The sequence below is a fragment of the Mycolicibacillus koreensis genome (genome assembly GCF_002104795.1).
Lineage (GTDB): Bacteria > Actinomycetota > Actinomycetes > Mycobacteriales > Mycobacteriaceae > Mycobacterium > Mycobacterium koreense.
In genome coordinates, this window is the sequence record NZ_NCXO01000028.1 from 35,255 (window position 1) to 55,554 (window position 20,300).

The window sequence follows — 20,300 nt, forward strand, 5'->3', positions numbered from 1 at the left end:
TGCGCGCAACAGCTGGATGACGCATCGGTCACCGCCGGCGGCCGGTGCTTTCGCCGGTGGTCAGCACGGTCTGAATCGCCGGTGCAACGATGGCACGGCGCGCGGCGCCTGCAGGCCGACCTGCTCGCCGAAGACCACCGGGCATCGTTGTGGCTTATCGGCAAGATCATCGCTGAGTTGGGCATCGCCGGGATCCAGCCCCGCGGTTCAAACGCACCACGATCGCCTCGGCCGATGCCGACACCCGCGCTGACCTGCTGCGGCGCCGGTTCCGGCCGCCGGTGCCCGCCACGCACCTCGTCGGTGACATCACCTATTTGAAGACCGACCAGGGCTGGCTATACCTGGCCACGGTCATCTGTCGGCAGCCAGAACTGCCCGCGCCATGTCGCCTCGGCGGATAGGTAGTCGGTCACCTTGGCAGACTAGAACGCCGTACCGACATCCCATCTTCGAGCCGATCCGACCTGTAGGCCCGAGGTGCGGGGGAGTTGTCACACCCCGGCTTTACGCTCACGCCATGATCGAACCAGATGCAGTCAGCGGACATGCTGACCCCAAGAAGGCCCGTGGTGCGCGTGGCGACACGGTGCTCGGTTTGCGATTGCCTGGGAACGTTGCAACTCTTCGCGCACACGACAAAGAAATTAAGAAATCATGGAAAATGCGTGCTCGGAACGTGAAGACTCACAGAATTATATGGGTCTTTGCCGTGAATATCCCGATCGCGATTATTGCGATTGGCGCTCTCAACACTATGGCACAGCAGGTCTTCGACCTAATGATGCGCGCATTGCACGAGTACTACTTGGCTCATGGGGATACTCCTGGGGCATGGCGGTTCATCAATATTGCCTGGGCCATCGACCGTCTGGCGCTTTGGGCAGTTATGCTCCTTATCGGTCTTCTCATGATGGTTACTATCGTTTTCCTATGCTATGTCTACAAGCAGATCGTTAGTGAGCTTTCCCTATGGTTACCATGGTTGTCCGTGATCATATTTGTGGCATTCGCTTGGTTCAGCATCAAGTGGGCAAGCGTTCTAGCCGCGTTCATACGCCGATTCGTGCCATCGAACCTTTACGACGTGTACGATTTCGTTCTCAAGTTCGCGGTGCCGATAAGCGAAGTCTACGTGGGCGTTGTCGCTTTCTGGGTCATTTTTGTTCGATGGGCAACCAGGATTCAACTTCATAGAGGGTTTCGACTGCACGGCGAAGGGTTTCGCGAACGCGACTATTTCCAGAGGTGGACCGCATCCGATGTAGAAACTGTTCCAGGATATCGGGAACAAATGAAAGAAATCGGGAAGGAATTGAAATGTCGGTGGCGAAAGGAGCGGCGTACTGACGACGATGAGCCGATGCCCAGCTACCCGGACACGCTACGAGAGATGTGGCGGGCGGTCTTCCCGAAGGACTTGTGAGGCACGTCGTTCCACGATATCCGCCGTGGTCGCTCACACCACCGTCGCCGCATCGGGACGATGCAAACCCCAGGTCAAGCCGTGATTCAATGTGACGCTCATGAGAAAACCGTGACCATGGGCAGTGGACTGGACGCTGGCTTAGACTCTCAACAAGCCGCGACGAGAAGGGGAGCGCCCGATGGGGCAGGCGTTTGAAGATCACCCCGGCGAACGTGCGGGGCGGCGCTGACCGGATCAGCGCGGAGAACACCGCCGTGACCGGACTCCCCGTCCCCGATTCGACAGCGGTGTCGTCGGGTTTGGCGGGGTTCTCCACCGCAGCGAGTCTGGCCGGTGCCCACGAGGCGGTGGTGTCGGCGTTAAAGACGGTCGGCGGGAGGTTCGAGCGCATGGCGCAGATGTGCCGGACGACTGCTGACGCGTTCGAGCTGTCGCGAGCGAAAAGTTAGGCGTGTAGATGTATTCGCCGTCGTCGCGGACCCGCACCCACCCGACAGCTTTCCGGCCCTGGCCCAGCCTCCATTGCCGCGCGGGATCACAACGCGACTGGATCACTTTCATTGCGGTCAAATCGGATCGCCCGACGAAACGAGCACCGGCCGCCAACGGTCATGTGCGCGACGGGTGCCGCCACAACTCGCTGATCTCGCTCGGTACATCTTGACGTCGTACGGGTACCTTCTCCCACGTACCACTCGGATCCGGCGACACACGGGTCACCGCGACATCACCCGAATAGATCCAAAGTTGGTTGGGCTCCGTGGATAATCAGGTGATCATCACCCCGTGCCTCGTGCTGTAGGCGTAGTCGTCTTCACGGTGTTCTCATCCGGCCCCATTCGGCGTAGGCAGTGTATTGCCCCGAAGGGGAAGGCTGTGGGGGCTGTGGGTTGTCGGGTTCGATGATCCGCTTGTCGTTCAAGTGATCGGCGCGGTTGATCACGCAGCCCGCGAGAACTGACGTCACTGCCAACAGCGCAGCGACGATTCGTTTGCTCACCCTCAGTATCCGCGCAGGGCTTTGATCTCTTCAGGAACATCTGTTGCGTGCTGTTTCACCCAGTTTCCGTCGGACTCGCGCGTGACATAGAAGGTTCCGATGTCTCCGGAAAGAATCCACAACTCATTCGGTTCCGTTGAAATCCATGTAAACATGATGGTGCGCCGAGGGCTGTAGGCGGTGTCGTCGCGAAACACCTCTTTACCGCTCTTACCTCTGATTACATCGACCCAGGTCTTCACCGTGTTTTGTGGTATCCCGTACTCCGCATAGGCCATCTGCGCAATGCGGTCTTTGAAGGATGGACACCCGAGTCAGGCAAAAAGAAACCCCGCCTGTGCAGGTCAGGCAGGGTTTCTACCGTGGGGTGGCTGACGGGGCTCGAACCCGCGACATCCAGGATCACAACCTGGTGCTCTACCAACTGAACTACAGCCACCATCGCCGCCGACCGGTTGCCCGGCAGCGGCTCCCCATACTAGCCGTTGGGGTGCCCGGGGGCCGAATCGGTTTTGCCCGGTGCGTCCGCCGGGGCGCCGAGCTGCCCGGCGACCGCGGCGATGTCGCTGGTAGACGGGCCCGGCGCGGCGACGAAGGCGGTCCGCCGGTAGAACTGCAGCTCCCGGATGGACTCGCGGATATCGGCCAGGGCGCGGTGGGCCAGCCCCTTGGCGGGCTGACCGAAGTACACCCGCGGATACCAGCGCCGGCACAGCTCCTTGATCGAGGAGACGTCGATCATCCGGTAGTGCAGGAAAGCGTCCAACTCGGGCATGTCACGGGCGATGAAACCGCGGTCGGTGGCGATCGAGTTGCCCGCCAGCGGCACCGTCTTGGCGTGTTTGACGTGTTTGCGCAGATAATCGAGGACCTGTTGCTGCGCAGTCGCCACATCCACGGTGGAGGCGCGGACCTCCTCGATCAGCCCGGAGCGGGTGTGCATGTCGGTGACGATGTCGATCATCGACTCCAACGCCGCGTCGTCGGCGTGGATGACGATGTCGATGCCCTCGTCGAGCACGTTCAGGTCGCTGTCGGTGACCACCGCGGCGATCTCGATCAGTTTGTCTGAGCTCAGATCCAGACCGGTCATCTCGCAGTCGATCCAGACCAGCTCGTCGCGCATTGCACTCACAGTAGGCCCACGTTAGCCGCTGCCGCGCCGGCGGCCGCCCGCGGCCAAGTAATGTTCTCGGTTGTCCCGGCGTCGGGGCACCAGCACAGCGATCACGAGAACGATCAAGGACACGGGTCAATGAGTACTGAATCGACCGCTGGCGAGGCGCAGCGGATCGCAGCCGGGTACGCCTCCGAGGGCGCGGCGTTGGAGTTGGGCACGATCGTCGTCGACGGGACCGTCGACCCGGATGCGCCGGTGCGTATCCCGCTGGCCACCCTCAACCGCCACGGGCTGGTGGCCGGGGCGACCGGTACCGGAAAGACCAAGACCCTGCAGGTGATCGCCGAGCAGCTGTCCACGGCGGGTGTTCCGGTCCTGATGGCCGACATCAAAGGCGATCTGTCCGGGCTGGCGCGACCCGGCGAAAGCGGCGAGAAGATCACCGCGCGGGCGCGCGACACCGGCGACGAGTGGGCGCCGACGGCCTTCCCGGTGGAGTTCCTGTCGCTGGGCACCGAGGGCATCGGGGTGCCTGTGCGCGCCACGATCTCCAGCTTCGGCCCGATCCTGTTGGCGAAGGTGCTCGGTCTCAACGCCACTCAGGAGTCCACGCTGGGACTGATCTTCCACTGGGCCGACCAGAACGACTACCCGCTGTTGGACTTGAAAGACCTGCGGGCGGTGATCAGCCATCTCACCAGCGACGCCGGCAAAGCCGACCTGAAGGGGATCGGCGGGGTGTCCAAGGCGACCGCGGGGGTCATCCTGCGAGCGCTGGTCAACCTGGAGGCCGAAGGCGCAGACACCTTCTTCGGTGAGCCCCAACTGGATCCCAAAGACCTGCTGCGGGTCGATTCGAACGGACACGGCGTCATCACCTTGATCGAGCTGGGGGACCAGGCCAGCCGCCCGGTGCTGTTCTCCACGTTCCTGATGTGGGTCCTCGCCGACCTGTTCACTCTGCTGCCGGAGGTCGGCGACGTCGACAAGCCCAAACTGGTCTTCATTTTCGACGAATCGCATCTGCTGTTCACCGACGCCTCCAAAGCTTTCCTCGACCAGGTCGAGCAGACCGTCAAACTCATCCGCTCCAAGGGCGTCGGGGTGTTCTTCTGCACACAGCTTCCCACCGACGTGCCCAACGCGGTGCTCTCACAACTCGGCGCGCGCGTGCAGCACGCGCTGCGAGCCTTCACCCCTGACGACCAGAAGGCGCTGAGCAAAACGGTGCGGACCTACCCGAAAACCAAGGTCTACGACCTGGAATCGGCGCTGACTTCACTGGGGATCGGTGAAGCGGTGATCACCGTCCTCTCCGAGACGGGCGCGCCCACCCCGGTCGCGTGGACCCGGCTGCGCGCGCCGCGCTCGCTGATGGCCGCGATCGGTGAGGACGCCATCCGGCAGGCCGCGCAATCGAGCAGCCTGCAGGCGCGATACGGCGAGACCATCGACCGGGATTCGGCCTATGAGCGGCTCGATCGTCGCGAAACCCCGCCGGAGGGGTCGCTGCAGCGGCCGGTCCCGGACAAGCCCGGCTGGTTCGCCCGGATGATGGAGAGCCGCGCGATGAAGGCGTTCCTGACCACCCTGGCCACCATTCTGGGCCGGGAATTGGCACGCCGCGTCGGCGGCACCACCAAGACCCGACGCCGGCGCTGACCGCAGGCCCGGCTCAGCCGCCGCCGAGTTTTTTGTAGAAGCTGCCGACGATCGGGGCGACGATGGCCCGCGGGACATACCCGGCGGCCACCGACATCGCTTTGGACGTGACCCCGGGAACGACGCGCATCTTGTTGCGCTCCAACGAATCCAGGGAGAGCTTGGCGGTGTGCTCCACCGAGATCCACAGGAAATCCGGCACCAGCTTGTCGACCAACGATGCCTGCGCGGGGTCGGGCGCCTCGGCGCGCACCGGTCCGGGAGCCAGCAACGTGACGTGCACCCCGCTCTTCTTCAACTCGCCGCGCAGCGACTCGCTGAACGTGTTGACGAACGCCTTGCTCGCCGCGTAGGTGGCGTTGTTGGGGATCGGGGAGTTGCCCGCCGCCGACCCGGAGATCAGGATCCCGCCGGCCTTGCGAGCCAGCATCCCGGGCAGCACCGCCAACACCAGGTCGTGGACCGCCACCGCGTTGAGTTGCACCTGAGCGCGTTCCTCGGCCGGATCCAGTCCCGACACCGGACCGAACGTGGCGGTACCGGCGTTCGCGCACAGGATCGAGATGGGCCTCTTCCCGAGTTCGTCGAGGAGGCCGGTGCGCGCGGTCGGATCCGCCAGGTCGACGGCGCGGACTTCGACGGTGACCCCGTAGCGGTCGGTCAACCGGTTCGCCAGCGCCTCGAGCACCTCTGCGCGCCGTGCGGTGATGATCAGATGGTGGCCGCGGGCCGCCAACTCGGTGGCCAGTGCTTCACCGATTCCCTGCGAGGCGCCGGTGACGACGGCGCGGGCATCCGGACTGGGGGTGGGGACGGGCATGCGTCGATCCTAAACAGAGCCTAAAGTTTGCCGACATGGGCAACCCGGGGGCGCGGCCGCATCCCGCCCGGGTGGTCGCCTGGGCGTTGTGGGACGCCGGTTCGGCCGGACTGAACGCGATCGTGGTCACGTTCGTGTTCTCGGTGTATCTGACCAGCACCGTCGGCGCCGAGCATCCGGGGGCCACGGTCTCGGCCAGTTGGCTGGGTCGCGCCATGACCATCGCGGGCCTGGTGGTCGCGGTGCTGGCACCGGGGATCGGGGTCTTCGTCGAGGCGCCGCACCGGCGCCGCGCCGCGTTGACGGCACTCACCGCCCTGGCAGTGGGACTCACGGCAGCGATGAGCCAGATCCGCGCCGACCCGGCGTATCTGCTCGCGGGATTGGCGCTGCTGGCGGCCGCGGCGGCGTGCGGTGACCTGGCCGGGGTGCCCTACAACGCGATGCTGCGTCAGGTATCCACCCCGGCCACCGCCGGGCGGGTCTCCGGGTTCGGCTGGGCCACCGGCTACGCCGGCGCGGTGGTGCTGCTGCTGGTGGTCTACGTCGGGTTCTTCGCCGGTGACGGCGACACCCGCGGACTCTTGGCACTGAGCACCGCCGGCGGGCACAACGTGCGGATGGCGATGCTGCTCGCCGCGGCGTGGCTGGCGGTCTTCGCGATGCCGCTGCTGGTCAGTGCCCATCACCTCAACCCCGCCACACCGGACCCCGCGACATCACCGGTCCCGCCGCGACTGGGGTTGCTCGCCGGATACCGCAAACTCGCCGCCGACTTGCGCGCCGAGTGGCACCGCGACCGGCACCTGGTCTACTTCCTGGTGGCCAGCGCGGTCTACCGCGACGGGTTGGTCGGGGTGTTCGCGTTCGGTGCGGTGCTCGGAGTCAACGTCTACGGCATCTCATCGGCCGACGTGTTGCTGTTCGGCGGGACCGCCTCGGTCGTCGCCGCCATCGGCGCGGTCGCCGGCGGTCTCCTCGATGACCGCGTCGGGTCGAAACCGATCATCGTCGGGTCGCTGGCCGCGATGATCGTGGTCGGCCTCATCCTGCTGGCATCGTCGGGCCCGGCGGTGTTCTGGGTCTGTGGGCTGGTGCTCTGCCTGTTCATCGGACCCACCCAGTCCGCATCGCGCACCCTGCTGTTGCGCATGGCCGGCGACGGTCTGGAAGGCGTCGCGTTCGGGCTGTACACCATGACCGGGCGGGCGGCGACCTTCCTGGCCCCGTGGCTGTTCTCGGTGTTCGTCGACGTCTTCGCCAGCGAACGCGCCGGGCTCGGTGGGCTGTGCGCGGTGTTGGCTGCGGGCATGGTGGCGATGAGTGCGGTACGGACGCCGGGACTCAACCGGCCGCAGCGCACACCGTGAGGAACGCGCCACTGTGCTGGCGCACCTGCTCGCCGTCGACACTGAGCGAGCACGTCACCTGGCTGCCCGCGGTGATCACCGTGACCATCGCGGCATCGGATACCGACGCGTCGAGGCTGACCTGCATGCTCCACGGCAATGTCACGTTGAAGTCGGTCTGCAACACCCCGCCGCTGTCGATGTAGGCGATGCTCAGCGCCGTACCGCTGCCGGAGACCTGGTAGTCCACCGTTTGTGTCGCGCCCGACGGCGGGGTCGAGGTCGACGGGGCCGGGCTGGTCGGCGACGACGGCGTGGGCGCCGGGGAGGTCCGGGTCGGCAGCTGGGGGCGCTGCGGAACCGTGGGTACCGGCGAGGACGGCGCGAGGGTGGGGGTCAGCGAGGGTGCTGCGGTGCGGTCGGACTCCGAGGACCCGTTGATCAGGAGGGCGACGACCAGCCCCAACACCAACAGAACGGTCGCCCCGGTCAACAGCCACAGCCACCGTGGTGTCCCCGGCGGTTCCGGCGGCGGTGGTTCAGCCGGCGACGGCCCGCCCGGCGGGGGCTGCCAGGACCGGGTGGGCGGCACCGGCGGCATCGGCACACCCGGGGCGGTGTAGCCGGCGGTCGGCGGCAGCTGCTCACCGGCGTAGGCCGCGTCGGGATACAGCGGATAGTCGACGACCGTGGGGTCAGCCCACTGTGGCGGACCGGCATCGTAGCCGGGGCCGCTGCGCTGGTATGGACCGCTCACACCCACCTCATGGATGGCCAGACTACCTGCGCGCCGCGAGCGCATGGCCTCACCGGCCGGTAGCCGCCCTCAACGCCGCGGCGCGGTCAGGGCCGCCACGGTCATCGCGCGCATGATCTCCCGGGCACGGCGGGCATCGGCGGCGCGTGGTTGCGTCGACGGCACCCCGTGCGGAGTGGAGTTCAGCAAACCGAACGCCGCGTGTGCCATCAGCCGCGCGTCGGACTCGGTGAGAGCGCTGTGCAGACCACGCAGGGTCGACGCCCAGATCTCGACGTAGCGGCGTTGTGCGCGCCGAATCCGGCGATGCTCGGTGTCGGGCAGGTGGGCCAGGTCGCGGTCCTGGATCTCGATGATGCGCGGTGCGGCGAACACGAAATCCAGATGCCGGTCGATGAGGCACTCCAGCGTCGTCGCCGCATCGTGGCCGGCCGACAGCACCGTGCGGGCACCGTCGAGCAGCCGATCGCTGACACCGCCGAGCAACGCCACGAGCAGTGCCTCTTTGTTGGGGAAGTGCCGATAGATCGCCGGCCCGCTGACACCGGCGGCCCGACCGATGTCCTCGAGGCGCACCGCCGTGAAACCGCGTTCGGCGAAGAGTTGCTCGGCGGCGGCCAGCAGTTGGCCGCGCCGGTCGGATTTTTCTCGGCTGCGGCGGGTCGGAGTTGCGGCGTCGGCCATCACGGACTCCCTGGACACTTCAGTTAATCTCGATTAACATACCATCGATCATCAGTCACCGGCATCGGCAGGACCACACCATGAAGTCGTCGGCAGCGAACCGGGAGGCGCACCAGGGCCTGGTCGCGCAGCTGCGGGAGAAGCTCGCCGTTGCCGCGCGCGGCGGTTCCGACCGTGCGCGCACACGCCACGTCGAACGCGGAAAACTGCTGCCCCGCGACCGGGTCGACGGTCTGCTCGATCCGGGCAGTCCGTTCCTGGAGGTGGCCGCGCTGGCCGCCGACGGGCTCTACGACGACGAATGTCCCGGTGCCGGGATCATCACCGGAATCGGCCGGGTCTCGGGACGCGAATGCATGATCGTGGCCAACGACGCGACCGTCAAAGGCGGCACCTACTACCCGATCTCGGTGAAGAAACATCTGCGGGCCCAGGAGATCGCCGCACAGAATCGGTTGCCGTGCATCTACCTGGTCGACTCCGGAGGTGCATTCCTGCCGCGCCAGGACGAGGTCTTCCCCGACCGCGAGCATTTCGGCCGGATCTTCTACAACCAGGCGACGATGAGTGCTGCGGGTATCGCCCAGATTGCGGCGGTGCTCGGATCCTGCACCGCCGGTGGTGCTTACGTGCCGGCGATGAGTGATGAAGCGGTCATCGTGCGCAACCAGGGCACGATCTTTCTGGGTGGGCCGCCCCTGGTGAAGGCGGCCACCGGTGAGGTCGTCAGCGCCGAGGACCTCGGTGGTGGGGACCTGCACTCCAAGGTCTCCGGTGTCACCGATCACCTGGCCCACGACGACCGCGATGCGTTGCGCATCGTGCGCCGTATCGTCGCCACACTCGGCCCCGGCGAACCCCGGCCGTGGCAGACGGTTCCTGTCGTCGATCCGATCTGCGAGCAGACCGAACTCTATGATGTCGTGCCGGTCGATCCCCGCATCCCCTACGACGTTCACGAGGTCATCACCCGGCTCGTCGACGGTGGCGAGTTTCAGGAATTCAAGGCCGAGTACGGATCGAGTCTGGTGACCGGATTCGCCCACATCCACGGCCATCCCGTCGGCATCGTCGCCAACAACGGCGTGCTGTTCTCCGAGTCGGCGCTCAAGGGAGCGCATTTCATCGAACTCTGCGACAAGCGCGTAGTGCCACTGCTGTTCTTGCAGAACATCGCCGGGTTCATGGTCGGGCGTGACTATGAGGCCGGCGGTATCGCCAAGCACGGCGCGAAGATGGTGACCGCCGTGGCCTGCGCCCGCGTACCCAAGCTGACCGTGGTGATCGGCGGATCCTACGGTGCGGGGAACTATTCCATGTGCGGGCGCGCCTACTCCCCGCGGTTCTTGTGGATGTGGCCCAACGCGCGGATCTCGGTGATGGGCGGTGAGCAAGCCGCCTCTGTGCTGGCGACGGTGCGCGGGGCGATGAGTGCCGAGGAAGAGGAGCAGTTCAAAGCACCGATCCGCGCGCAGTACGAACAGCAGGGCAACCCGTACTATTCGACCGCCCGACTCTGGGATGACGGGGTCATCGACCCGGCCGACACCCGCACGGTGGTGGGGCTGGCTCTGTCGGTGGCCGCCAACGCCCCGCTCGATCCGGTCTCCTACGGCGTCTTTCGGATGTGAGGGCGATGTTCGACACGGTGTTGGTGGCCAACCGCGGCGAGATCGCGGTGCGCGTGATCGCCACCCTCAAGGCCATGGGGATCCGTGCGGTCGCCGTCTACAGCGACGCCGATGCGGGCGCCCGCCACGTCGCCGAAGCCGACGAGGCCGTGCGCATCGGGCCGGCGCCGGCGCGGCAGAGCTATCTGAACATCACAGCGATCCTCGAGGCGGTCCGGCGCAGCGGAGCCCAGGCCGTCCACCCCGGCTACGGATTCTTGTCGGAGAACGCTGAGTTCGCTGCCGCCCTACACGACGCCGGCGTGGTCTTCATCGGCCCTCCGACGGCGGCCATCGAGACCATGGGCGACAAGATCACCGCCAAGGCCGCGGTCGCAGAATTCGGCGTTCCCGTGGTGCCGGGGATCGCCCGACCCGGACTGTCCGACGCCGAATTGACCGATGCTGCTGCAGAAATCGGCTATCCGGTGCTGATCAAACCCTCCGCCGGGGGAGGCGGTAAAGGCATGCGTTTGGTGTCGGACCCGGCGGAACTCGCCGACGCCCTGGCCGGGGCACGTCGGGAGTCCGCGGCGGCGTTCGGTGACGACACACTGTTTCTGGAACGATTCGTCTTGCGCCCGCGACACATCGAGGTGCAGGTGCTCGCCGACGCCCACGGCACCGTGGTGCACCTGGGGGAGCGGGAGTGCAGTCTGCAGCGCCGTCACCAGAAGGTGATCGAAGAGGCGCCGTCACCGCTGCTGGACGCGGCCACCCGGGCGCGGATCGGTGCCGCCGCCTGTGACACCGCCCGCAGCGTCGCCTACACCGGTGCCGGCACGGTCGAGTTCATCGTCTCCGCGGACCGGCCGGATGAATTTTTCTTCATGGAGATGAACACCCGTCTGCAGGTTGAACATCCGGTGACCGAGATGGTGACCGGATGGGACCTCGTCGAATGGCAGCTGCGGATCGCAGCGGGCCAGCCGATCACCGCCCGCCAAGACGAGATCGTCACCCGCGGGCATGCGATCGAGGCGCGGGTCTACGCCGAAGACCCCTCACGCGGTTTCCTGCCCACCGGGGGAGAGGTGTTGGCCGCAATCGACCCGGTCGGGCCGGGGGTGCGCATCGACTCCGGTGTGCGTGCCGGCACCGTCATCGGCAGTGACTACGACCCGATGGTCGCCAAGGTCATCGCCCATGCCGAGGACCGCGCGGGCGCGCTGCGCCGACTCGACCAGGCGTTGGCCGACACCGCGGTGCCCGGGGTGATCACCAACATCGAGTTCATGCGGTTCCTGCTGGCCGACCCGGACGTCGTCGCCGGTCACCTCGACACCGGGCTGCTGGACCGCCGTGCCGCCGACTTCGTCGCTGCACCGGTCGACGACGAGCATCTGATCGCCGCGGCGGTGTGGCCCTGGCTGCAGCGGTGGGCCGCCGCCGGCGACGACATCTGGGCCCGGCCCACCGGGTGGCGCATCGGGGCTCCGGCGCCGACGGCCGTGCGACTGCGCGCCGGGGAGCGCATCGACCATGTGTATCTCACCGGCACCCCCGACGCGGCGAGCGTGCGCGTCGGCGATGGGCAGCCCCGGACGATGACCGCGGAAAGCGACACCGATCATCTGGTGCTCACCGTCGACGGGGTTCGGCACCGTTTCCGGGTGGACCGGACCGACACCGCGCTGTGGGTGACCGGCGGCGGGCTGACCGCCGTCGTCGAACCGGTACGCGAAGCCCCGGCCCGCCCCGACGACGATCTCGATGGCGACGCCGAGCTGTGCAGCCCGATGCCAGGATCGGTGGTCGCGGTCGCCGTCGAGGACGGGGCGACGGTGACCGCCGGGACGGTGGTGGTCACCGTGGAGGCGATGAAGATGGAACACGCGCTCACCGCGCCGGTCGACGGGTTGGTGGAGTTGCTCACCGCCGCGGGCGAGCAGGTGACGGTGGGGCAGCCGCTGGCCCGCATCACCACGACAACCGAACACGAGGAGCCCGAGACGGTATGACCGAATTCCTTTCCACCGCGACGCTTCCCGATGAATACCGCGATCTTGCCCGCACGGTGGGCGAGTTCGCCCGCGATGTCGTTGCCCCGGTGGCCGCCCGCCACGACGCCGACCACACCTTCCCCTACGCCGTGGTGGCCCAGATGGCCGAGATGGGCCTGTTCGGGCTGCCCTTCCCCGAAGAGTACGGCGGCATGGGGGGCGACTACTTCGCGCTGTGCCTCGCGTTGGAGGAGTTGGGCAAGGTCGACCAGAGCGTGGCGATCACGTTGGAAGCCGGCGTCAGCCTCGGAGCGATGCCGATCTACCGGTTCGGCACCGAGGACCAAAAACAGCAGTGGCTGCCGTCGTTGACCAGCGGGCGCGCCCTGGGAGCGTTCGGGTTGACCGAGGCCGGTGGCGGCAGCGACGCGGGCGCCACCAAAACCACCGCGCGCCTCGACGGCGACCAGTGGGTGATCAACGGGTCGAAACAGTTCATCACCAACTCCGGCACCGACATCACCACGGTGGTCACCGTCACCGCCGTGACCGGAGAGAACGAGATCTCGGCGATCCTGGTGCCGGTGCCCACCCCCGGCTTCACCGCCGAGCCGCCCTACAACAAGGTCGGGTGGAACGCCTCGGACACCCATCCGCTGACCTTCGCCGACGTGCGGGTTCCGGCGGAGAACCTCCTCGGCGAGCGGGGCCGCGGCTACGCGAACTTCCTGTCGATTCTCGATGAGGGACGCATCGCGATCGCGGCGCTGTCGACCGGGGTGGCGCAGGGGTGCGTGGACGAGAGCGTCAAATATGCGCGGGAGCGCGAGGCGTTCGGCCGACCCATCGCGCGCTACCAGGCGATCGAGTTCAAACTGGCCCGGATGGAGGCCCGCGCTCACACCGCGCGCACCGCCTACTACGACGCCGCTGCGCTGATGCTGGCCGGAAAGCCGTTCAAAAAGCAGGCCGCGATCGCCAAACTTGTGGCCGCCGAGGCCGCCATGGACAACGCCCGTGACGCCACCCAGATCCACGGCGGGTACGGGTTCATGAACGAATACACCGTCGCCCGCCACTACCGCGACAGCAAGATCCTCGAGATCGGCGAGGGCACCACCGAGGTGCAACTAATGATCATCGCCCGCCAGATGGGAATCTCCTGACCCGTTCCCGTACCGGGCGTCACGGCGACACGCCTGGGGATGGTCGCGCCCGGATGAGCCCGAACCCCCGGGTGCCGCTGGCATAATCGGTGCTGCGCCCCGAGGAGGCGGTATGGCCGAGACAGCAACCACACCAGAGGCCGTCGACCTTGAGCCCGTGCAGCTCATCGACCTCGACGGCGCCCCAACCGGCGATGGGCGGTTCACGCTCGACCTGCCGGAGGACACCCTGCGCCGGCTCTACGCGCTGATGGCCATCACCCGAGAGTTCGACGCCGAACTGGTCAACCTGCAACGCCAAGGCGAGATGGCGTTGGTGGCGCCGTGCCGCGGCCAGGAGGCGGCCCAGGTCGGGGCGGGATTGGCGCTGCGCGACACCGACTGGTTGTTCCCGCAGTACCGCGAGCTCGGTGTTTTTCTGGCCCGCGGCCTCACCCCCGCGCAGATGGCGCCGGTGTGGCGCGGTGGCTGGCACGGCGGGATCGGATTCACCGACAAACACTGTGCGCCGGTATCGATCCCGATCGCCACCCAGACACTGCACGCGGTCGGCGCGGCGATGGCATCCCAGCGTCTGGGCGACGACACCGTGACGGTCGCCTTCCTCGGCGACGGGGCCACCAGCGAGGGCGACACCCATGCGGCGCTCAACTTCGCCGCGCTCTACCGGGTGCCCTGCGTGTTCTACGTACAGAACAACCAGTGGGCGATCTCGGTGCCGCTGGACCGCCAGGTCGCCGGCCCGTCGATCGCGCACCGTGCGATCGGCTACGGCATGCCCGGTGTCCGCGTCGACGGCAACGATGTCCTGGCGTGCTACGCGGTGATGGCGCAGGCCGCGCAGCGGGCCCGAGCCGGGGCGGGACCGACGCTGATCGAGGCGATCACCTACCGCGTCGGGCCGCACACCACCTCCGATGACCCGACGCGCTACCGCGACCAGGCGGAGGTCCAGGCATGGAACGACCGTGATCCGTTGCCGCGCTATCGGCGTTACCTTCAGCGGCGGGGACTGTGGAGCGAACCGTTCGACAGCGAGGTCCGCGCCGAAGCCGCACAGCTGTGTACCGAGTTGCGCGCCGCGGTCGTCGACGCTGCCGACTTCGACGTCACCACCGTGTTCGACACCGTCTACGCCCATCCGACTCCCGAACTGGTGAGCCAACGCACCCAGATTCTGCAGGAGCAGGCGAAGGAGGGTGGGCCATGACCGAGATCATCGAACGCGCCGCGTCCGGCGCGGGCCCGCCGGACACCAGCATGACCATGGTTGCCGCTATCAACCGGTCGTTGCACGACGCGATGGCCGCCGACACCAGGGTGCTGGTCTTCGGTGAGGACGTCGGTGCCCTGGGCGGGGTGTTCCGGGTGACCGACGGGCTGTCCGAGACGTTCGGGGACAGCCGCTGCTTCGACACCCCGCTCTCGGAGTCGGGGATCATCGGCATCGCGATCGGCCTGGCGATCCGCGGGTTCGTCCCGGTGCCCGAATTGCAGTTCGACGGCTTCTCCTACCCGGCGTTCGACCAGATCGTCAGCCACCTGGCGAAATACCGTATGCGCACCCGCGGAGACATCGCGATGCCGGTGACGGTGCGGATTCCCTCCTTCGGGGGAATCGGTGCGGTGGAACACCATTCGGAGTCCACCGAGACCTACTGGGTGCACACGGCCGGGCTCAAGGTCGTCACCCCTGCGACGCCGGGCGACGCCTATTGGCTGCTGCGTCACGCCATCGCGTGCCCCGACCCGGTGATGTATCTCGAACCGAAGCGGCGTTACTGGACGGCCGGACCGGTCGATCTGGCGACACCGGCACCGCCGATCGGTCGGGCCGTCATCCGTCGCGCCGGCGAGGACGTCACCGTGCTCACCTACGGAGGCCTGGTCGCCACCGCGATGTCAGCGGCGGCCTTGGCGGCCGAGCAACAGGGCCCGAGTCTGGAAGTGGTGGATCTGCGCAGTCTCAGCCCGTTGGATTTCGCCACGGTGGCCGATTCGGTGCGCCGCACAGGCCGGGCCGTGGTCCTTCACGAGGGGCCACGAACGCTGGGGTTCGGTGCCGAGCTGGCGGCCCGGATCGCCGAGGAGATGTTCTACGAGCTGGAGGCTCCGGTGTTGCGGGCCACCGGATTTGACACGCCGTATCCGCCGGCGCGGTTGGAGAAGGCCTGGCTGCCGGGTGTGGATCGGTTGATGGACTGCGTTCAACGCGTGATGGAGGCGCCGTGAGCCCGGGCGCTGAACGGGTCGAGTCGTTTCTGGTGCCCGACCTCGGTGAGGGCCTTCTGGAAGTGACGATCACCGCCTGGCACGTCGGCGTCGGTGACGAGGTCGACCTCAACGCGCCGTTGTGCACTGTCGAGACGGCCAAGGCCGAGGTGGAGATCCCCAGCCCTTACCGCGGGCGGATCGCGGAGATCCGCGGCGCGCCCGGTGAGGTCCTCGACGTCGGCTCGTTGCTGGCACGTATCGCGGTCAGCGGCGGTGTTGACGACGCACCGCGCCGCGGCGGGCCCGAGGAGCGCGGCGGCGGGGAACGCCGGCCGGTGCTGGTCGGGTACGGCACCGACGACGGATTGGACATCAGCCGTCGCCCGATGCCGTCGCGGCCCCGAGCCCAGCCGGCGGCCCGCAAGCTCGCCGCCGAACTCGGCGTCGACCTGACCACCGTCGACCCCGGGCCCGCCGGGGTGATCACCACGGAGGCGGTGCTCGACGCCGCGGCCGGCGTCGAGGGCGAACTGGTCGACCTCGGCGCGGTTCAGGCGACGATGGCCCAGCGGATGAGCTTGGCGCACAGGGAGATTCCCGCTGCATCGGCGACTGTCGAAGTGGACGGCACCCGGCTGCTGCAGTTGCGCGACGGCATCGACGACCCGGACATCACCGTGTTCGCGCTGACGGTGCGGCTGACGGTGATGGCGCTGGCCCGCCACCAGAGCCTCAACGCGACCTGGGCGGCCGATTCGCGTGGTGCGGCCGGGCCGCGGGTGCGCTATCACCGGGGTGTGCACCTGGGGTTCGCCGCCGCCACCTCACGCGGACTCTTGGTTCCGGTGATCCGCGACGCCGAGCAGCGCGGCACCCGCGATCTCGCCGCCGAGATCGCCCGGCTCACCGACGGAGCACGACGCGGAACACTGGGGCGCGCCGAGCTGCGGGGCTCGACGTTCACCGTGACCAATTTCGGCGCCCTCGGCGTCGACGAGGGCGTCCCGATCATCAACCCGCCGGAAGCCGCGATTCTGGGGATGGGGTCGCTGCGGCCGCGCCCGGCGGTTCGCGACGGCACCCTGGTGATCGCCCCGTTGATGACGTTGACGTGCGTGTTCGATCACCGCATCCTCGACGGAGCGCAGGTCGCGGCGTTCCTCACGGACCTGCGTGGACTCATCGAAGACCCCGCGTCCGCCGTCGCCGATCTCTGACGTTCGTTGGGGGTCGAGCTGGGTAGAAACCACTCCTGAGTCGCACGGATCAGGGCGACAGTCGCCCGCGGCGCATGTGGGTGTGCGCCTGTTTGATGCGCCGGACGACGGGTGTGACGTCGGCGGTGCGTACCGGGGCCAGGCTGCCGATGGCGTCGGTGACGTAACCGAACAGGGCGTCCATGTCGCGGCAGTTCACGGCGCACATCAGGTTTGTCGGACCCGTCACCGCGGCGGCGAACGCGGTCTCGGGCCTGTTTGCGAGTGCGGTGCCCGTGGCCTCGAGTTCGCCTGGGGCGACGGCCATCCAGATGTAGGCGGCCGCCCTGGAGTCGAAGAAATCCGCGGCGATGTCGACCTCGGTGTGCAGCAGGCCGGCCGCGAACAGTTCGTTGAGCCGGGCGGTCACCCGAGAGCGGGGCCAGGCCAGTGTTCGTGCCAGCACGGCCGGTTTCGCGCGTCCATCACGTGCCAGCTCGGCAAGCAGCGGCTGGTCGTCGGGGCGCAACGACACCGATCCCGTGTCCGCGGGTGGCTTCTCGCCCGCGGTGCGGGTCAACATAGCCACCTGCTCGACGCTGAGCGGGTCGGCGAACGCATCCCATTCGGCGTTGCCACCCAGATACATCCGCATCATCGCCGCTGCGGTAACCGTCTGCACGGAAGGCGAGCGGGCCAAGACGTCGAGCAGGTTCTTCTCCGCCGCGTCCCGTGGATCGATCCGGCAGACGCAGGTGATCTCGCCGCCTCCGCTCACCAGGCTGACCCAGGAGGTATCGTCGCGGGCGGCCAGCGACTCGGCGAGTTGCCCGGCGGCGCGCGGTGCCACCGCCACCCGCAGGAACCAGGTGCGTGCCCTCGACGTGCGCGGGTCCGGCACCGTCGCCACCTTGATCACCCCGTCGCGGCGCAGGGCCTGATAGCGGCGTCCGATGGTTTGAGGGGAGACCCCGAGAACGTCGGCGATCAGGTCGAACGACGCCCTGCCGTCACGCTGGAGGCAGTGCACGATTTGTCGGTCAATGCGATCCATCCTGAAGATTCTGCCGTTGACGACATGTCGTCGTGCACGTTATGTCGCAACCTCCCCGCTGTGGTTAGAGATCAGTCGGCTGGACGGCGGAGTATCGGCGTTGCACCGAGATCCTTCGAAAGGGGAACGACATGACCGTGCTGATCACCGGTGGCACCGGGCTGGTTGGCTCACATGTGATCGCCGAAGTTCTGGCCCGTGGCGAACGTGTGCGGACCTTGTCGCGTCGCCCCGACACCTCCGCGCTGCCGGCGGATGTCGAGGTGGTGGCGGGCTCGCTCAGCGACACCGCCGCCATGCGCACCGCACTGGACGGCGTCGACGGTCTGTTCCTGCTCAGCCCGGTCTCCCTCGACGAGCTGACCGGATCACTGCAGACCCTGGACCTGGCTCGAGCCGCCGGCGTCGAGGCGGTGGTCTACCTGTCGGTCATCCACGCCGACATCTTCACCGACCCGCCGCACTTCGCGGCCAAGGCTGCGGTCGAGAAGGCGATGGCCGACTTCGGTATTCACGCCACGGTGCTGCGGCCCGGCATTTACCTGCAGAACGATCTCGCGCTGCGAGACCGACTGATCCACGACGGCGTCTACGACCCGCCGGTCGGCAACGCTGCGGCGCTGTTCACCGACGTCGGCGACCTCGCCGAGGTTGCGGCCGCGGAACTGCTGCGCCGGCTGGCGGCGCCCGCCGCGCCCGCGGTGACACTCGACGTCGTCGCCCCCCAGATTCTGGGCGGCGATCGGATCGCGGAGATCTGGTCGGCGATCCTGGGACGCCAAATCCGGTACGGAGGCGACGATCTCGATCGGATGGAGGCGACCTTCGCCGGGATCCTGCCAAACTGGCTTGCCTACGACCTGCGGCTGATGTACCGGCGCTTCCAGCGTGACGGGATGATTGCGGCGCCGGGTACCGATCAGCGACTGAAGGAAATTCTGGGTCGCCCCATGCGCAGCTATACCGAGTTCGCCCGCGAGACCGCCGAGTCCTGGAAAGCGGTGCACGCGTGAGTCGGAACATCGTTGTGATCGGGGTGTCCCAAGGTATCGGGCGCGGCTTGGCCGAAGAGCATCTGCGCCGAGGCTGGACGGTCACCGGCACCGTTCGCACGACGCCGCCGGACCGTGTGGCCGGGAACTTCGCCATCGAAATGCTCGACACCACGGACGAAGACGGTCTGCAGACTGTGATGGAGCGACTTCCGGACGGCATCGACAGGCTGATCGTCTCCGCGGGCATCGCCGGGCCGGCGGGGCCCGTGGGCGAGGTCACCGCCGGAGACTTTCTGCGCACACTCGAGGTCAATACCCTTGCGCCGCTGCGGATCATCGATCGAGTTGCCGCGCACGTGACACCCCGCGGCATGCTGGTGGTGCTCTCGTCCAGCCAAGGCAGTATCGCGCTCAACGACGATGCGCATCACGAGACCTACCGGATCAGCAAGGCCGGGCTGAACATGGGATTGAAGAGCGTTGCCGTACGTCGTGACGACGACCGCACCTACGTGGCGATGAATCCCGGCTGGGTGCGCACCGAGATCGGCACCGAACGCGCGCTGCTGTCGGTGGCGGAGAGCGTGCCCGCGGTCACCGACGTGCTCGACGCGCTGGACGGCACGGCCGGCATCCATTTCGTGGACTACCAAGGTGATCGACTACCTTGGTGAAAGAGCGGCGTCGCGGCTGCGATGTAACGGCCGCCCGACAACGTTGGCGCCGCTCGTTGTGTGGGTGATTGTAGGTCGATCGAGTGGCACTAGACGGATGGTTTGGGCGTCGGTGGTCACCAGTCAGGCCGGGTGCGGAGTTCTCTCCCCAGGGCTGCGGTCGGTTAGCAGGCTGCGCACGTCGTGGATGAAGCCTTCGGTGTCATCAAGGCCGAATGCGGTGCGCTGTAAGACGAAGCCGTGCAGCAGAGCCAGGATGACCCGGGTCCCGCGCTTGGGGTCCAGTTCGGCGGGGACCGTACCGGTGGTTGTGCCTCAGCATGGTCTGTGAGCGCAAGGTGTTCACCGTGTATGTGCCCGGAATCCCGGCGCGGGCGCGGGTGACCCTGCGGGCCAAGGCGATGATGGCCACCGCGGTACTCGACGAGGACCGTTCGGTGGCCGCAGTAGCCGGTGCTTACCGCTGCGGTTGGTACACCGTGCACGACGGTGACTATCGGCGCCGATCGTCGCCGCCGCGCGGTGTTCCTCCGCGAGGTTCGCAGACACGGCCGTTCGACCGCTGTC

General features: G+C 67.4%; 19 protein-coding genes, 1 tRNA gene and 2 pseudogenes. 14 read left to right on the forward strand and 8 right to left on the reverse strand.

Translation table 11 applies throughout. The annotated features are described in order from the left end of the window. Positions 1–206: 206 nt before the first annotated feature. The 3 genes and pseudogenes from B8W67_RS12800 to B8W67_RS12810 all read left to right on the forward strand — a co-directional run. A pseudogene (locus tag B8W67_RS12800) lies at positions 207–359 on the forward strand (IS3-like element ISGmo1 family transposase); the annotation flags it as partial. A 161-nt stretch (positions 360–520) separates the two neighbouring features. Beyond that, the gene (locus B8W67_RS12805) at positions 521–1,426 is read left to right on the forward strand and encodes a hypothetical protein (protein WP_133056106.1); all 906 of its coding nucleotides are present in this window, start codon (positions 521–523) and stop codon (positions 1,424–1,426) included. A 257-nt stretch (positions 1,427–1,683) separates the two neighbouring features. Continuing rightward, positions 1,684–1,878, forward strand: coding sequence for a hypothetical protein (locus B8W67_RS12810; RefSeq protein ID WP_133056107.1), 195 nt, complete (start codon positions 1,684–1,686; stop codon positions 1,876–1,878). A gap of 365 nt (positions 1,879–2,243) precedes the next feature. Here B8W67_RS12810 and B8W67_RS21315 read toward each other — a convergent pair whose 3' ends face one another. The 4 genes from B8W67_RS21315 to orn form a co-directional block, all read right to left on the reverse strand. Then, positions 2,244–2,429, reverse strand: coding sequence for a hypothetical protein (locus B8W67_RS21315; protein WP_234806749.1), 186 nt, complete (start codon positions 2,427–2,429; stop codon positions 2,244–2,246). A gap of 2 nt (positions 2,430–2,431) precedes the next feature. Beyond that, positions 2,432–2,707 carry a hypothetical protein gene (locus B8W67_RS20565; RefSeq protein WP_133056108.1) on the reverse strand — a complete coding sequence of 92 codons (276 nt, stop codon included), beginning with the start codon at positions 2,705–2,707 and terminating at the stop codon, positions 2,432–2,434. Between the two features lie 85 nt (positions 2,708–2,792). Continuing rightward, positions 2,793–2,868 (reverse strand) — tRNA-His (locus tag B8W67_RS12820). A gap of 39 nt (positions 2,869–2,907) precedes the next feature. Then, positions 2,908–3,555, reverse strand: a complete 648-nt coding sequence (orn, locus tag B8W67_RS12825) for an oligoribonuclease (protein ID WP_069393575.1) — start codon at positions 3,553–3,555, stop codon at positions 2,908–2,910. Positions 3,556–3,684: 129 nt separating this feature from the next. On the opposite strand from orn, the gene B8W67_RS12830 reads away from it, so the two are divergent. After that, positions 3,685–5,211, forward strand: coding sequence for a helicase HerA-like domain-containing protein (locus B8W67_RS12830; protein ID WP_085304350.1), 1,527 nt, complete (start codon positions 3,685–3,687; stop codon positions 5,209–5,211). A 13-nt stretch (positions 5,212–5,224) separates the two neighbouring features. Here B8W67_RS12830 and cmrA read toward each other — a convergent pair whose 3' ends face one another. Further along, positions 5,225–6,031 (reverse strand): mycolate reductase, encoded by an 807-nt coding sequence (gene cmrA / locus B8W67_RS12835; protein WP_085304352.1) that lies wholly within the window; start codon positions 6,029–6,031, stop codon positions 5,225–5,227. Positions 6,032–6,066: 35 nt separating this feature from the next. Here cmrA and B8W67_RS12840 point away from each other — a divergent pair, with 35 nt between their 5' ends. Beyond that, positions 6,067–7,401, forward strand: a complete 1,335-nt coding sequence (locus B8W67_RS12840) for an MFS transporter (protein ID WP_085304354.1) — start codon at positions 6,067–6,069, stop codon at positions 7,399–7,401. On the opposite strand, the gene B8W67_RS21530 is transcribed toward B8W67_RS12840, so the two are convergent. Together B8W67_RS21530 and B8W67_RS12850 are read right to left on the reverse strand one after the other, a co-directional pair. Then, the gene (locus B8W67_RS21530; protein WP_163796996.1) at positions 7,376–8,137 is read right to left on the reverse strand and encodes an MmpS family transport accessory protein; all 762 of its coding nucleotides are present in this window, start codon (positions 8,135–8,137) and stop codon (positions 7,376–7,378) included. The two genes, B8W67_RS12840 and B8W67_RS21530, sit on opposite strands and share 26 nt — an antisense overlap. Positions 8,138–8,206: 69 nt before the next feature. Continuing rightward, entirely contained in the window at positions 8,207–8,821 is a 615-nt protein-coding gene (locus B8W67_RS12850) for a TetR/AcrR family transcriptional regulator (protein ID WP_085304384.1), read from the reverse strand. Positions 8,822–8,901: 80 nt separating this feature from the next. Here B8W67_RS12850 and B8W67_RS12855 point away from each other — a divergent pair, with 80 nt between their 5' ends. From B8W67_RS12855 to B8W67_RS12880, 6 genes are all read left to right on the forward strand, one after another. Continuing rightward, positions 8,902–10,452: a carboxyl transferase domain-containing protein gene (locus B8W67_RS12855; protein WP_085304358.1), complete on the forward strand. Its 1,551-nt coding sequence runs from the start codon at positions 8,902–8,904 to the stop codon at positions 10,450–10,452. Between the two features lie 5 nt (positions 10,453–10,457). Then, on the forward strand, positions 10,458–12,452 hold the full coding sequence (locus B8W67_RS12860) for an acetyl-CoA carboxylase biotin carboxylase subunit (RefSeq protein ID WP_085304360.1): 1,995 nt from the start codon (positions 10,458–10,460) through the stop codon (positions 12,450–12,452). Beyond that, positions 12,449–13,600 (forward strand): acyl-CoA dehydrogenase family protein, encoded by a 1,152-nt coding sequence (locus tag B8W67_RS12865; protein WP_085304362.1) that lies wholly within the window; start codon positions 12,449–12,451, stop codon positions 13,598–13,600. Before B8W67_RS12860 ends, B8W67_RS12865 begins: the two co-directional genes overlap by 4 nt. Positions 13,601–13,712: 112 nt before the next feature. Beyond that, positions 13,713–14,810 carry a pyruvate dehydrogenase (acetyl-transferring) E1 component subunit alpha gene (pdhA, locus tag B8W67_RS12870; RefSeq protein ID WP_069393567.1) on the forward strand — a complete coding sequence of 366 codons (1,098 nt, stop codon included), beginning with the start codon at positions 13,713–13,715 and terminating at the stop codon, positions 14,808–14,810. Beyond that, positions 14,807–15,832, forward strand: a complete 1,026-nt coding sequence (locus B8W67_RS12875) for an alpha-ketoacid dehydrogenase subunit beta (protein ID WP_085304364.1) — start codon at positions 14,807–14,809, stop codon at positions 15,830–15,832. The genes pdhA and B8W67_RS12875 overlap by 4 nt, the downstream gene beginning before the upstream one ends. Then, positions 15,829–17,031, forward strand: a complete 1,203-nt coding sequence (locus B8W67_RS12880; protein WP_085304366.1) for a dihydrolipoamide acetyltransferase family protein — start codon at positions 15,829–15,831, stop codon at positions 17,029–17,031. The genes B8W67_RS12875 and B8W67_RS12880 overlap by 4 nt, the downstream gene beginning before the upstream one ends. A 49-nt stretch (positions 17,032–17,080) precedes the next feature. Here B8W67_RS12880 and B8W67_RS12885 read toward each other — a convergent pair whose 3' ends face one another. Then, complete coding sequence (locus B8W67_RS12885; protein WP_085304368.1) at positions 17,081–18,064, reverse strand: Lrp/AsnC family transcriptional regulator; 984 nt, start codon at positions 18,062–18,064, stop codon at positions 17,081–17,083. Between the two features lie 131 nt (positions 18,065–18,195). Here B8W67_RS12885 and B8W67_RS12890 point away from each other — a divergent pair, with 131 nt between their 5' ends. The 3 genes and pseudogenes from B8W67_RS12890 to B8W67_RS12905 form a co-directional block, all read left to right on the forward strand. Next, positions 18,196–19,077 carry an SDR family oxidoreductase gene (locus B8W67_RS12890; RefSeq protein WP_069393563.1) on the forward strand — a complete coding sequence of 294 codons (882 nt, stop codon included), beginning with the start codon at positions 18,196–18,198 and terminating at the stop codon, positions 19,075–19,077. Then, positions 19,074–19,733 (forward strand): SDR family oxidoreductase, encoded by a 660-nt coding sequence (locus B8W67_RS12895; protein WP_163796998.1) that lies wholly within the window; start codon positions 19,074–19,076, stop codon positions 19,731–19,733. Before B8W67_RS12890 ends, B8W67_RS12895 begins: the two co-directional genes overlap by 4 nt. Positions 19,734–20,035: 302 nt before the next feature. Then, positions 20,036–20,221 (forward strand): annotated as a pseudogene (locus B8W67_RS12905) (transposase family protein); the annotation flags it as partial. Positions 20,222–20,300 lie beyond the last annotated feature (79 nt).